The sequence below is a fragment of the Actinocorallia lasiicapitis genome, assembly GCF_054778695.1.
The window spans coordinates 1-13,077 of the sequence record NZ_BAAGZI010000145.1 but is presented as its reverse complement, the minus strand read 5'-3'; the positions used below and the strand labels follow the sequence as shown (position 1 = coordinate 13,077).

Annotated in this window: 14 protein-coding genes and 2 pseudogenes; 3 read left to right on the top strand and 13 right to left on the bottom strand. The window is 69.9% G+C overall.

All coding sequences use genetic code 11. The features are described 5' to 3' along the window. The 7 genes and pseudogenes from ACYVE7_RS17610 to ACYVE7_RS17580 form a co-directional block, all read right to left on the bottom strand. A pseudogene (locus ACYVE7_RS17610) lies at positions 1-732 on the bottom strand (hypothetical protein); the annotation flags it as partial. Between the two features lie 174 nt (positions 733-906). Beyond that, on the bottom strand, positions 907-1,605 hold the full coding sequence (locus ACYVE7_RS17605; protein ID WP_460365803.1) for a DUF6230 family protein: 699 nt from the start codon (positions 1,603-1,605) through the stop codon (positions 907-909). Continuing rightward, positions 1,602-2,234, bottom strand: a complete 633-nt coding sequence (locus ACYVE7_RS17600; RefSeq protein ID WP_460365802.1) for a hypothetical protein — start codon at positions 2,232-2,234, stop codon at positions 1,602-1,604. Before ACYVE7_RS17600 ends, ACYVE7_RS17605 begins: the two co-directional genes overlap by 4 nt. Beyond that, positions 2,231-2,680, bottom strand: coding sequence for a DUF6114 domain-containing protein (locus tag ACYVE7_RS17595; protein ID WP_460365801.1), 450 nt, complete (start codon positions 2,678-2,680; stop codon positions 2,231-2,233). Before ACYVE7_RS17595 ends, ACYVE7_RS17600 begins: the two co-directional genes overlap by 4 nt. Positions 2,681-2,747: 67 nt before the next feature. After that, positions 2,748-3,494 carry a DUF6230 family protein gene (locus tag ACYVE7_RS17590; protein WP_460365800.1) on the bottom strand — a complete coding sequence of 249 codons (747 nt, stop codon included), beginning with the start codon at positions 3,492-3,494 and terminating at the stop codon, positions 2,748-2,750. Beyond that, positions 3,491-3,946 carry a DUF6114 domain-containing protein gene (locus tag ACYVE7_RS17585; protein WP_460365799.1) on the bottom strand — a complete coding sequence of 152 codons (456 nt, stop codon included), beginning with the start codon at positions 3,944-3,946 and terminating at the stop codon, positions 3,491-3,493. The genes ACYVE7_RS17590 and ACYVE7_RS17585 overlap by 4 nt, the downstream gene beginning before the upstream one ends. A 105-nt stretch (positions 3,947-4,051) precedes the next feature. Beyond that, a complete protein-coding gene (locus ACYVE7_RS17580; protein WP_460365798.1) occupies positions 4,052-4,765 on the bottom strand; it encodes a hypothetical protein in 714 nt (237 codons plus the stop codon). A 223-nt stretch (positions 4,766-4,988) separates the two neighbouring features. Between ACYVE7_RS17580 and lepB the strand changes: the two genes are divergently transcribed. Together lepB and ACYVE7_RS17570 are read left to right on the top strand one after the other, a co-directional pair. Beyond that, positions 4,989-5,621, top strand: a complete 633-nt coding sequence (lepB, locus tag ACYVE7_RS17575; RefSeq protein ID WP_460365797.1) for a signal peptidase I — start codon at positions 4,989-4,991, stop codon at positions 5,619-5,621. Between the two features lie 55 nt (positions 5,622-5,676). Beyond that, positions 5,677-6,321 (top strand): TetR family transcriptional regulator, encoded by a 645-nt coding sequence (locus ACYVE7_RS17570; protein ID WP_460365795.1) that lies wholly within the window; start codon positions 5,677-5,679, stop codon positions 6,319-6,321. A 10-nt stretch (positions 6,322-6,331) separates the two neighbouring features. On the opposite strand, the gene ACYVE7_RS17565 is transcribed toward ACYVE7_RS17570, so the two are convergent. The 6 genes from ACYVE7_RS17565 to ACYVE7_RS17540 are packed head-to-tail and all read right to left on the bottom strand — an operon-like array spanning position 6,332 to position 12,522. Continuing rightward, positions 6,332-7,609, bottom strand: a complete 1,278-nt coding sequence (locus ACYVE7_RS17565; protein ID WP_460365794.1) for an ATP-grasp domain-containing protein — start codon at positions 7,607-7,609, stop codon at positions 6,332-6,334. Between the two features lie 19 nt (positions 7,610-7,628). Then, a complete protein-coding gene (locus ACYVE7_RS17560; RefSeq protein ID WP_460365793.1) occupies positions 7,629-8,513 on the bottom strand; it encodes a TauD/TfdA dioxygenase family protein in 885 nt (294 codons plus the stop codon). Further along, positions 8,510-9,628, bottom strand: coding sequence for a pyridoxal phosphate-dependent aminotransferase (locus ACYVE7_RS17555; protein ID WP_460365792.1), 1,119 nt, complete (start codon positions 9,626-9,628; stop codon positions 8,510-8,512). Before ACYVE7_RS17555 ends, ACYVE7_RS17560 begins: the two co-directional genes overlap by 4 nt. 60 nt (positions 9,629-9,688) lie before the next feature. Continuing rightward, positions 9,689-10,396 (bottom strand): TenA family transcriptional regulator, encoded by a 708-nt coding sequence (locus tag ACYVE7_RS17550; protein ID WP_460365791.1) that lies wholly within the window; start codon positions 10,394-10,396, stop codon positions 9,689-9,691. 12 nt (positions 10,397-10,408) lie between these two features. Then, on the bottom strand, positions 10,409-11,392 hold the full coding sequence (locus ACYVE7_RS17545; protein ID WP_460365790.1) for a hypothetical protein: 984 nt from the start codon (positions 11,390-11,392) through the stop codon (positions 10,409-10,411). Continuing rightward, a complete protein-coding gene (locus ACYVE7_RS17540; RefSeq protein WP_460365789.1) occupies positions 11,389-12,522 on the bottom strand; it encodes an FAD-dependent oxidoreductase in 1,134 nt (377 codons plus the stop codon). The genes ACYVE7_RS17545 and ACYVE7_RS17540 overlap by 4 nt, the downstream gene beginning before the upstream one ends. A 169-nt stretch (positions 12,523-12,691) precedes the next feature. Between ACYVE7_RS17540 and ACYVE7_RS17535 the strand changes: the two are divergent. Beyond that, positions 12,692-13,077 (top strand): annotated as a pseudogene (locus tag ACYVE7_RS17535) (hypothetical protein); the annotation flags it as partial.

Sequence of the window (13,077 nt, the reverse complement as noted above, 5' to 3'; positions counted from 1 at the left end):
CCCGGCGGCGGACGGCGTCGGCGACCCCGATCCGACAGGCGCGGGACTCTCCGGCGCGGCGGCCGGAGACGACGGCGCAGGCTCCGCTGACGGCTCCTCCACCGGCACCCCGGTGGGCGACGGCGAAGGCTCGGGCTTGACCAGGGTCGGCGCACGGTCCGGCAGCTCGACCACGACGCTTCCGGCCGGCGAATCCGCCGCCCCGCCGCCCCGCTGCGCCACCACGCTGACGTTCAGGGTTCCGCTGGCGGATTCCGGCAGCGAGATCCGCGCCGAGCAGCATCCCACCCGCTGCGTCCCGTACCGGGACCGCACCGCGTATCCGGAGATGTCCGGCTCCTGCCCGCCGCTCCAGGAGACCGCGACCGACTCCCCCGACACGACGGCGCGCACCCCGGACGGAGCCGCCGCGGGGACGGCCATCCAGAACGTCCCGGCGCGGCTGTCGAACACGTCCTCGGCCTGGTATTCGACGGAGTGCGCCCCGTTCCGCACGGCATGGCCGTCGATCACATGGGTGAGCAGCCCCGCTCCGGAGTCGCGGACGACCCCGTCGACCTTGAGCCGTCCACCTTTCCCGGACGCCTCCACGCTGACGGTGACCACCGACGACCGTACGACGGCCCCGGGCCCCGGCGTGATCCCACCGCCGGCCGAAGCGGGCACCCCGGGCCCGACCACGACCCAGACCACCACGGACACCGCAGTGATCCGCCCCCAACGCCCGCCCATGAGGCCGCCTCCCGCCTCTCGTACCCCAAGTGCCGAAAGCGTAAATGATCATTCGCTCAGGGTTGTTGTCCGGGCCGCACCAACTTGGAGCCCTCCTTGCGCCCTAGTGACAAAAGTCACCGGGGCGTGTTTCGAAGTCGGCGCTCGCAGCAGAGCAGTCGGCTGAAACACGCCCTAAAGGGGCGGGACTCCGACCGGGTTGACGGGGGCGGGGCAGGTGGTGCCCGAGGCGGCGACCCGGATGTTGATCTTGGTGGTCTTCAGTGAGCCGAGGACCCGCATGTCCTTCACGGTTCCGCTGAGCTTGTCGAACTTGGCGTACCTGCCCTGGATCCCGAACCGGTTGACGGGGCTGTCGAGCGGGTTGACGTCGGAGTAGTTCCCGTTGACCAGGTCGGTCATATGGACGTCGGAGCCGTCGCGGTTGAGGTCGACGATCCCGTCCATGTCGAGCTGCCCGGTGACGGTCTTGACGTCGAGGATCACACCGCCCGTGGTGATCTCCCAGGTGGACGCATTGGCGTCGTCCAACTGGATGATCAGCGCGAACTTCTTGCCCATGATGTCGGCTTCCTGGGACAGGCAGAGCCCGTTCACGAGGCCTTTGGCGAAGCCGATGCGCAGCACGTGCGCCTGGAAGGTCGTGCCGTCGGCCCGTTCGGCCTCCTGCTCGACGACCGCGGCGGCGAAGTTGGTGCCGTAGAGGCTGTTGACGGAGATGCTGGTGGTGCCGCCCTGGACGACGAGCGCCGCGGCGAGCGCACCGCTGGAGAACAGCTGCCCGATGAAGGCGATCAGCAGGACCGCGGGGAGCAGCACGAAGGGCACCAGCCGCCAGCGGGTGCCGTAGACGATCTCTTCGGTTTCGGTCATGGCGTCACCGTGATGGTGGCTCCCGGCAGGTGCACGGGATTGTTGTCGGTGGTCAGCGCGGCATGGTTGTCGGTGGTCCTGATGCCGTAGAAGTCCCCTCGGAAGTTGGTGGCGCCGGCCGTCAGGGGGAGGACCGAGGCGACGGCCTGGGCCAGCCATTCGATCCCGCACAGCGGAATGATGATGATCACGCACATGTTGGTGATCTCGCCCCACAGGACGGTCGTCTCCGGCTGTCCCGCCGTGTCGTAGCCGCCGAGCGATCCGGGGTCGCGCACCGTGATCGTGGTGGTGGAGGTCCCGTTGGCGCTGACGATGCTGGTCTCCCGTCCGGCGCTGCGGCTGTTGTCCAGCGAGAGCTTGGTGAACGTGTACTGCGTGACGGTCTTCTGCTGACCGTTCGACAGCATGATCGTCACGTTCTTCTTCACCGAGAAGTTCACCGCGGTGAGCCGGTCGATCTCCACATGGAGGGGGACGGTCGGCGCGACGAACGGCATGTTCACCGGCGCGGGCAGCGCGAACAGCGATCTGACCTGGGCGGCGGCCTTGTCAGGCCCGTACGCCAGGCTCACCATCACGGTGAAGGCCGCGATCACCGCCACGACCTTGCGCCATGATCTGATCATCCGCGACGCCCCTTGCGCGGCTTCCGCGGCTTCTTCGGACCCCACGCGACGAGCAACATGCCGCCGACGACGCCGAAGACCATCCCGAACAGGAAACCGCCCAGGTTGGACGCGATCAGCGAGACGATCGCCAGCACGGTGCCGAGGACGCCGAGGCTGTACCGCTGGCGGGGCGCCGCCCACGGGATCAGCCCGCACAGGATCATGCCGCCGCCGACGAGCCAGCCGGCGACGCCGCCGAACCCGGCGGAGATGGCGGTCGCCGGCGGCTCGATCGTGAACTTCAGGACTTCCCAGCCGCCGACCATCATCCACAGACCGCCCCAGAACGGACGGCTCCGCCGGAACGCCCGGAACCAGGTCCAGGCGGACTGGATCGGGCGCAGCCTGCGCGTCCGTCCCTGCCGTGGTTCCACGGTGGCGAGCGGTGCCTCGACCTGGCTCATCGGTATCACGTCGTACGTCTCGTAAGCAGTCATCTCGGTCGCTCCGGAGGGGAAGGGTCGGGGAGGATCAGGGGCAGTCGGCCGCGTTCGCCGCCGTCTGCTTCATCTTGATGGTGAGCCCGGGCAGCGACAGATTGCCGGTGATCTCCGCGGTGTACGCGGACGCGTTGAGATCGTTGAGGCTCACGTCACCGTTGGACGCGTCGAGCCCGAACCCGCCGCTCTGCGCGCCTTCCAGCCCTCCGCCACCGACGAGGATCTTGCTCGCCGACGCGCCGAGCACCGCGTTGTAGAGCGTGGTGTTCCCACCGGCCAGGGTGTCGGCCTCGATCGAGAGGTTCGCGGCGTCGATCGTGGGGCCCTTGACGGCCGGCGGGTTCTTCACGGAGTCACCCGCGGAAAGGATGAGTCCGACGTTCAGTGGTCCGAACGACTGGTTGATGATGCCGCAGAGCCCTTCGACCTTCGCCGACGCGAACGTGACGCGCGCCAGGCCCTTCTTGGACGTCGACGCGTCCGCCGCCTCGACGTTCTGGGTGTTGAGCACCGCGCCGAATCCGGTGCCGGAGACCTTGTTGGCCTTCAGGGTGAACGCCGAGTTGTTGACGTTCATGCTGGTCGCGAGCGCGCCCTGGACGATGAGGGCGCCCAGCGCCCCGACCGAGAGCGTCGCGGGGAGCAGGAAGACCCCGGCGCGGCCCCAGCGGGTTCCGTTCCGGACGGCCGTGTCGGCGTCCTGCTCGAGGATGTCGTGGTTCCACTTCTTCGCGGCGGCGACGAGCGCCTGCCGTCCTGATCTGAGCTTGCCGATCACGGCTCGGCCACCTCCAGTGCGGGCGTAGCGGTTGCGGGGAGCTTGCGGAACAGCCGGCGCTTGCGCTCGGGCTTCTCGGGCATCCAGCCGAACGCCATCGAGCCGCCGAGGATCGACAGGAGCATCCCGACGAACAGGCCGCCGAGGTTGGTCAGCGGGAAGGAGGCGACGCCGAGGATGCCGGCGATCGCGCCCGCGACATGGCGCTGGCTGGGCAGGAACATCATGAACAGGCCCATCACGGCGATGATCGCGCCGCAGGCGAGCCCGCCGATGCCGCCGACCCCGATGTGCAGCAGCATCCCGGGGGGCGCGTAGGGCAGGTAGAAGATGATCGTGCCGCCGGCGATGGTCCACACGGCGGCCCAGAACGGACGGGTGCGGCGGAACCTGCGGGACGCCTGCCGCAGGCGTCGGGGCACGCTGAGCGCGCCCTGTTCGGTGGCTTGCATGGGTTTCTCCCGGATTCACGCGGAGCGCGGTGACTACAGTGGCCCGGGAGGGAGGAGCCGAATTGGCGTCGGCTCCTCCCTCCCGGGATTCTCAGCGAGGAGCTGTTAGCAGCCGCTCGCGGTCTGGCCCGCGCCGGTGCCCTTGCTGTCGCCCGTGGCGAGGGCGATCTTCAGGTTCGGCAGGGAGATGGTGCCGCCGATGGTCGCGCCGTTGGCGGAGGCGTCGAGGCCGGTGAGGGCCGCCTGGCCGCCGGTGGCGTTCAGGCCGAACGCACCCGGGACACCGTCCTTGATGCCGGACGTGCCCGAGTTGACCGAGTCGGCCGACGCACCGATGGTCGTCGGGGTCGTCGCGGAGCCACCCAGGGTCGCGGTGGCGGCGTTGACGGCCTGCGCGTTCAGGATCATGTTGTCGGCCTGGATCCCGCTGCCGGCAGCGAGAGCGGCGACCGACGCGCCGGTCTTCGGCGAGGAGATGTTGAGCGAGTAGGTGCCCAGGTTCAGCCCGGCCACGTTGAAGGTCTGGGTGGCGTGGACGCAGATGCCGTCCAGACCGGCCTTGGGAATACCGACCTCGGCCGCCGCGCCGGTGGCCGTGGTGCCGTTGCTGCCGACCGTGGTCAGGACGGCGCCCATGCCCTGCGGGGCGGCGACGGTGTCCGAGGACAGCGAGAACGGAACGTTGGTCAGCGACAGGTTCGCCGCCAGCGCGCCCTGGACCATCGCGGCGGCCATGCCGCCGACGATCGCCAGGGACGGGATCGCGACGATCGCACTGCGACGCCAGCGGGTGACGCCTCTTTCTTCTGCCTCTTGCATGTGGCTCCTCCAGATCGCCGCCCGACGGGCGGACCGGGACAACGGTCCGTAATGTGCCACGCGTCACACCAGTCTGACAAGAGGCTATTTTTTGTCATCTGTAACGACTTGGTAGCCATCCATGTCATGGTTTGGACATCCGGCTTACTCATGTCTTTAATAACGGGGCACGCCGATGTGGTGTAGGTCACGACACTGAGAGTGATCTTGGAACGGGGGAGTCATGGGACGACGTCAACGCAGGGCTCTCGTGATCGCGGCGCGCGTACTGTTCGTGACGGTCTTGGTCACGGCGCTGGCGGCGGGGGTGGCCGTCGCGGCGGTGGCCGTGTTGAGTATCAAGATCAACGGCCACAGCATGGCGCCGACCCTCGCCAACGGCGAGCGCGTCTTCACCGCCCCCGGCTCGGAGAAGAAGGTCGCCCGGTTCGACGTCGTCCTCCTGCGGGCGCCCGGACGGGGCGAGCCGGTCGTCAAACGGGTGATCGCGCTGCCCGGAGACCGAGTCCAGATCGGCTTCAAGGGCGGCGACCCGCTCACCGTCCTGGTCCAGCCCAAGGGTGAGACCGGATGGTTCCAGGTGGTTTCGGACGCCTGGCGGGGCCGCGCGTCCCGGGTCGCCAACTGCTGTGAGCCGGACGGCCACAAGAGCGGAGTGGCGACACCGCAGACCGTCCCGGACGGCAGGTTCTTCTATCTGGGCGACAATCCCGACGTCTCCGACGACTCCCGGACCTTCGGCTGGGGCGAGATCTCCACGGTCAGCGGCCGGGTCGCCTACCGCGTCTGGCCCTGGAACGATCTACGCGAGATCGGCGGACGCCCCACCCTCGTGCCCACGACGCGACAAAAGTAGCAATATGTCGCGCCAGCTGACCCAGAATCAGGCCCTTCTATGCCACGATGAAAAGGTGAGTGTTCCTCAACCCTCCGACGCGCCTAGAACGGGACGCCGCCGCAGCAGGTTCGCCCAGCAGATCCAGGACCAGACGCGCCAGGCGGTGCTCAACGCCGTCGCCGATCTGATCGCCGAGCGGTCGTGGAGCGAGATCACCATGTCCGACGTCGCGAAGCGCGCGGGCGTCACCCGGCAGATGATCTACACGCTCTTCGGCAGCCGCGACGAGCTCGCCGGCGCCTACGTCCTGCGTGAGGCGGACCGGCTGGTCGGCGGGGTCGAAGCCGCCATGGCGGGCCGCGAGGACGACGCGGAGTGCGCGCTCAGAGACGGCCTCGAAGTGTTCTTCACCGACGCCATCGCCCACCCCCTGATGCGCGCCATCACCGGCGTCGGCAGCGACGAACTGCTGTCCCTGTTCACCACGCACGGCCTCCCCGTCCTCACCCTGGCCTCCCAGCGCCTGGTCGCCGCCATCACGCACCACTGGCCCGAGGCGGCGCTCGACGACGCCGAACTCCTCGTCGAGAACGCCGTCCGCCTCGCCATCAGCCACGCAGGCCTGTCCTCCGGCACCCCCGCCGAGACCGCCGCCAGCCTCTCCCGCCTGCTCAACCCCTTCGTCCGCCAGGCCCTGAACCACTCCACCCGCACCTGACCGGCGGCGCCTAACGGCAGGTGACCGGCACGTAGGTGGCGAGGCTCTCGAAGTCGCGGCGCAGGACGGCCGGATCGTCGTGGGTGAGGGTGAGGATGCCCGCGTTGTCGATGAGGGAGCGGGGGTCGACGGTGTCACCCACGGCGACGTTCCAGCCGATCGAGTAGGCGCTGGCCAGCTCCGGTTCGTTCAGGGCGACGACCCGGCCGCGGCCCACCGGGAGCAGCGCCGAGACGACGTTGTCGCGGCGGTCGAAGGTGACGGAGTCCGCGCGCGGATCGCCCAGGGCCAGCCAGAGGTTCGCGTCGATGAGGTTGATGCCGCTGTTCCGCTCGTGGAAGGGAACCCCGAGACCGCCCGGGACACGCGCCGCGATCTCGACGAACTTGGTGGTGATCCCGCCGTCGGCGGTTCGGCGGACGAACAGCTCGTGGTGGGTGGAGCCGTCCCGGAAACCGAGCGCCGACACGACGTCCTGGTTGTAGGCGAACAGCCGTCCGTACAGCTCCTCGTCCGTCACCGGGTGGACCGACAGGGGACGGCCCTGGACGAAGTCGAAGTTGGAGCAGCCCAGCTCGAGGATGCCCGAGAACACGACCTTGCCGTCGCGGACGAACGAGTCGCACTGGTACATGGTCCCTTGGAGGTGCTCGTCGACCTCGTAGGCGAACTCCCGGCTGTCGGCGCGGATCCGCGCCGCGGCCGTCACGAGATCCGCGGCGCCGGCGATCACGGCGACGTTGAGGCTGCCCGCCCCGCCGGTCGGTTTGACGATGAGGGTGTCCGTGCCCAGCTCGGCGACCAGTTCGGTGAAGTAGGACGCAGCGTCCGCGTCGATCCGGTCGAGGTCGAGCCGCCGGTAGCGGGGCAGGACCTCGGGCAGCCGCGCGGCGAGCGCCTGCTTCATGACCACCTTGTCGCGGAACCGCCGGACCAGCTCGGGGCCGTCCCCGGCGATCCCCAGCAGTTCGCGGACGTGCGCGACCGGGACGACGTTGTCCTCGTTCTGGCAGAACAGCGCGAGCTCCGCCGGATCCCCGCCGGACGCCGTGAGCACCGAGCGCACCAGCGCGGTCAGTTCGGCGACGTCGAAGGACGGCTGGAGGGTGTGGCGCACCGTGCCCGTCAGCCGGTGCACCTCGGCGACGTGCGGGGCGAGCCGGGGATGGATCTTCTCCTCGGCGTCCAGGACGAGGGAGATCCGGGCGCGGGACGCCGCGTGCGCGAGCGTCTCGTCCGTGGCGAACCCGAGATACGACTGGGAGACGAGCACCAGATTCTTGATCATGAGGCTTCCTGGGTGTGGTTCACGTTGATCCGTAGTTCACGTTGATCCGGTGGAGCAGCCGGGAGTCGTCCCAGTCCCGGGTGGGGGTGACGCCCACGCCCCGGTGCAGGGTGCTCATGTTGTCCCAGAGCACCAGGTCTCCGGGCAGATAGCGGTGGGTGTAGATCTCGAGCGCGCCGAGCAGGGTCTCCTCCAGCCGGTCCAGGGCCTGCGCCGCCGGCTCGGCGTCGAGCGCGGGCAGGGTCATGGCGCTGCCGGAGGTGGCGAACAGGCAGGCCGTCCCGGTGACGGGGTGCCGTTCGACGAGCCGGTGGCGGGCGCCGGTCAGGGTGCTCTGCTGCCGGTCGGACAGTTTCTGGTCGGGGGCGGCGGCGTCCTTCACCGCGTGCCGGTTGCCGAACCGGTGGACGACCTCGACGTCCAGGGCCGCGCCGGGGGAGCGGCAGCCGAGCGCGGCCAGCAGCCCGGGATCGCGGGCGACGACGTCCCAGCCGCGGCGCAGGTCGAGAAAGCCGGTCCCGCCGGAGCGGGCCGTGGCGCGGACGGCATACAGCGATGTCGCGATGCCGAGCTCCGGCAGATAGGACATGTCGCTGTGCCAGTAGGTGCCGCCGTCGAGGACGCCGAAGGGGCTGCCGTCCGGCCGCAGATAGTCGGAGATCTTCAGGATCGCCGGGAAGCCCTCGACGGTCAGCTCCTGCAGGACGTGCGGGACGGGCACGCCGATCGACGCCATGAACCGCTGGTACTGCGCCGGGGACGGCGCCTGGTCGCGCAGCACCAGGACCCGGTGCTCGAACAGCAGCTCCTTGAGCGCCGCCACCTCACCGGGCTCCGCCTTCGCGCAGTCCGCGCCGACGATCTCGCAGACGAAGCCGTCCTCGCCCAGCGTCGTGGTCTTCACCGTACGCCCCTGGCCAGCCGGTCGCACGCCTCGGCGAGCCGGTCCCCTGCCACGGCGAACGAGAAGCGCAACCACGGCCGGTCGGCCGAGGTGAAGAAGGTCTCCAGCGGCAGCGGAACGACGCCCGTCTTGTGGGCGAGGCGGAGCGCGCCGTCCAGGGCGGTGCCGCCGCCGGCGGGCTCGGCCATGACGAAGTGGCCGCCGTCCGGTGTGACGGTCCGCAGGCCCGCCGCTCCGAGCGCGGCCAGCAGAAGGTCGCGTCTGTCCCGGTAGGCCGCTGCGGTGTCGGCGAGTTCGGCGGCGGTCGTCTCGGCGATGACGCGGACGGCGGCGCGCTGCAGGAGGTCGGGCGTGCAGTTGGACATGTGCATGTGGGCGGTCTCGGCCTGGTCGCGCAGCCCGTCGGGGGCCAGAAGCCAGCCGATTCTGAGCCCGGTCGCGGCGTGGGACTTCGACAGCGCGCCCGCGATGGCCGCCCGGCCGGAGGCGAGCAGCGGTCCGTACGGCGGGGCCGATGCGCCGTAGCCGAACGAGCGGTAGACGTCGTCGAGGAGCAGGAAGCAGCCCGTCTCGGCGGCGATCGCGGCGATCGCGGCCCAGCCGTCGGTGTCGAGGGCGAGGCCCGTGGGGTTGTGCGGGATGTTGAGCAGGAGCACCGCCCGCTCGCCGAGCGGCGCGAGGACCGAGCGCAGCAGCCCGGTGTCCAGGCGCGGCGCGGGGCCCGTCAGATCGATCGGGACGGAACGGCAGGTCAGGCCCGCGAGCCTGGCCAGCCCCGGATAGTAGGAGTAGAACGGCTCCAGCCACACGACCGTGCCGCGGCCCTGCTCGGCGAGGGCCAGCAGCGCCGATCCCATCGCCTCCGTGCAGCCCGCCGTCAGCAGGACGAGGCCCGCGTCCACCCCGTGGAGAGTGCCGACGGCGTCCCGGAGGGCCGGGATGCCGTCGGACGGCGTGTACTGGAAGTGGCTTCCGGGCAGCTCCGCGGCGAGCGCCGCCCGCCACCGCGCGTCATAGCGGGGTTCGGGGATTCCCTGGGCGAGGTTGATCGCGCCGAGGGTCTCGGCGAGCGTCGTCATCTCCTGGTAGATCTGCAGCGCGTGGTGGATCCGCATCGCGGGCCTCCCTCGGCGGCCGCCGGGCGACCCCGGCGGCCGGACCGTGATGGTGGGCGGTCAGAGCGCCGCGGGGGCACCGCAGGCGATGCGGTCGAGCCCGCGCCAGAACGCGTTGAGCGCGTCGAGCACCTCGGCGGCGCCCTTGACCAGTTCCTCGCGCGCGGCGGTGTCGGTCGCCGCGGCGAGCAGCGCGTCCTGGATCCAGTCAACATGGTTGGACTCGATGAGGATGTGCAGATAGAAGTAGTTGTAGTCCTCGTGCTCCCACCCGCTGTAGTTGCGGAAGCCCTCGTAGAGGTTCACGATCATCGGGAAGCCGAACTCCTCGATGACGTAGTGCGCCCCGATCGCGTAGTTGGGCGGCTCCTCCAGGAAGAGCCGGCGCAGGCTCGACACCAGGGCCTCGGCCTCGGGCGCGTGCTGGACCGTCCGGTAGTCGTCCAGCTCGACACCGATGCCCTTGAGCGAGGCCTCGAACATCTTGAAGTGCGGTTCGCCGTGGCCGTCGCCCAGCTCGGACACGACCGTGCGGGAGATCTTGAGCCGGATCAGCTCGTCGTCCACGCGCGGGGCGAGGCCGGAGAGGATCTGGGGGAAGGTCCGGATGTACAGGTAGTACTGCTGGAAGATCTCCTTGACCACGTCGAGGGGGAGCGGCTCCTTCTGGAACGTCCGGTAGAAGTCGTTGTGATTGATCCCCGATTCCTCGATCATCGCCTTGATCTGCTCGACGATTCCGGTGCCTTCCATGACGTCGGTCTCCATGACGGTTTCCTTTCAGGTGCGGACGGGTTCCTGCGCCGCCGCGCGATAGTCGCGCGACATGACTCTGTTCGTGACGATCAGGACAAGGGACGCCGCGACCACGATCACGGGCGCCGCCGCATTTCCCCAGGGCCGCACCGCGTATTCCGAACCGAGCGCGATGAGCGGGACGAGCGGCGTCGCGAGGGAAACGCGCGCGGAAGGCAGATGGACGATCGCGAATTGCAGAAGAAAGGTCGGCAGGACGACGAAGACGACCGACAGGAGCAGCAGCCGGACGATCGTCATCGGATCGGTCTCGACCAGCCCGGCCACCTCGTTCAGGCTGAACGCCCCGGTGACGGCCAGCAGCAGCACGAACCGCGAGCACAGGATCGTCATGGCCGGGACGCCCGTCGCCTTGTGCAGCCGCGAGGCGTAGTGGATGTAGAGGCCGCCCATGGAACCGGCGACGAGCGCCAGCACGATCCCGGTGTGCACCGACGCGTTCCGCAGCGGCCCGGTGTCGGTCGACGACAGCCGCACCACGACCAGCAGCCCCAACGCCAGAGCGGAGGAGAACACCCCCACCCGGGCGGCCGTGCTGAACCGCTCCCCGGCCAGCAGGCTCGCCAGCAGGAACCCGACGATCGCGACGGCGCCCTGGTAGATGGCCGATTCGACGGACGCCTCGATCCGCTGGAGCGCCATGAACATGAACAGCCAGCTCGCGAGCGTCAGCACGTTGAGCAGGACCATCTGGCGGGCGTGCTCCACCGCGAACCGGTAGGCGGCGCCGATCCGCCGTCCCGTGCGCGCGCCGTAGGCGGCGGTGTAGACGATCTGGGCGAGCACGAAGGTCACGAAGGTGAGCGCGGGCCCGCTGATCCCGGTGAAGGAGAACGACACCCAGGTCGCCGAGACGGCCGTCGCGACGCAGTAGCCGGCGAGCGCGAGCGTCGCCAGCCCGGCCCGGGAGACGGTTCGGCTCCGCTGCTCGGTCGTTGTCGAGGTCATGGGGCCGCCGCTGTCCTGGCGGGCAGCATCTCGTTGACGGCGCGCCGCCCGGCGCACGCGCCGGTGACGAACAGCCCGGGCTGCCCGGTCTCGCCGTGCTCGTCGGCCAGCAGATAGCCACCGACGTCCTTGGCCAGCGCGTCGATCAGCGCCGACGGCGGGTAGACCGGTTCGCATCCGGTGGCCCAGACCACGACCGCCGACTCCAGCGGCACCTCCTCCCGCCAGCCGCCGTCGACCTCGGCGACCCGCAGATGGGAGTGGAGTCCCGGCCGGGAGTGCAGGCCCATCTGGTGGTCGTTGTCGGCGGCGCGGACCGTCACGGCGAAGGAGTCGCCGAGGACGTCGATGCTCCGGTACACCAGGAACCGCACGCACGGCCGGGAACCGTCGCAGACCTGTTCGCGGTGGCTGCTCTTGACGACCAGTTCCCAGGTGAGCTGGGACGGCGCCCGCCAGGCGAACCGGTCGGTGGTCTCCACGGGGTACATACCGAGGTATTTGGCGGCGTACACGGTGACGTCGGCGGCCTCGCCGGCCAGCAGCGACGCGGTCTGCATCGCGGAGTTCCCGCTGCCGATCACCAGCACCGACCGGCCGCGCAGATAGTCGGTGGTGTGCTCCTGGACGTCCCGGTAGACCTGGTCGTAGGTGCGGATCCCGGCCCGTCGCAGCCACTCGGGCGGCCGTTTGGGCCTGGTGCCCGTCGCGAGGATCACGCACGGCGAACGGAACTCCAGGTCACGGCCCGCCGACCGCACCCGCACCGCGAAACCGGCGGGGTCCGTCCGCAGGTCGGTGACGGTTCCCCGGCAGCGGACGGCGCCCGAGCGGCGCAGGACCCGTTCGGCGTAGCGGTGGTACTCGCTGCCGGTCGGCTGGAGGAAGCCCGGTTCGGTCAGCGTGCGGGCCGTGCCGTCCTCGAGTTCGAGTTCGTGCGTGTAGGACTGGAGCCGGGAGCGGCCGAGGAACGCCATTCCGGGCGCCCCCCACCCGTCGCTGACGACGAGCAGGTCTTCGGCGGCGAATCCCGAGGCCATCAGCCGTTTGATCTGCAGGGTCGCGGCCGGCCCCCCGCCGATCACGATCACCGGCCAGTGTGCGCGGGCGGACTTCCCTGTGAATTGCACTGAGCGGCCCCTCCGGATCTGGATCCACTGGGAAAGGCAAGGAGCGCGTCCGTGAATTCCGGACTTCGACTCCCGGCCTTCTCTCTTTCGGTACGTTAATCGCCCGCCACACGAACCCATGCGCAATAATGCGCATTCCCGGTTGATCGGCGGCGGTTACCGTTCCCGCATGGACGAGCGACCTTTGATCGTCGTGGGCAGCGGTGACCGGGTGCTCCGCGAGTACGCGCTGGCCGCGATGAGCGAGCGCGCTCCGCTCGCCCTGTTCGCCTACCGGCGGCCGACGTGGGAGAAGCCCTATCTGACGTCGTTCGCCTGCGTCGACCTCGAGGACCCCGGCCACCTCGCCGCCGAGGCCGGGAAGCTCTCCCCGCTCGGGATGATCACCTATGACGAGCGGCTGGTCGAGAGCACCGCCCGGGCCGCTGAGCTGCTGGGGCTGCCGGGGCCCGGCGCCGCGGCCGTGCGCCTGTGCAAGGACAAGCTCGCGATGCGGACGGCCCTCGCCGCGGCGGGCCTGTCCCCGGTCGGGTTCGGGATCGCGCGGGACGTGGC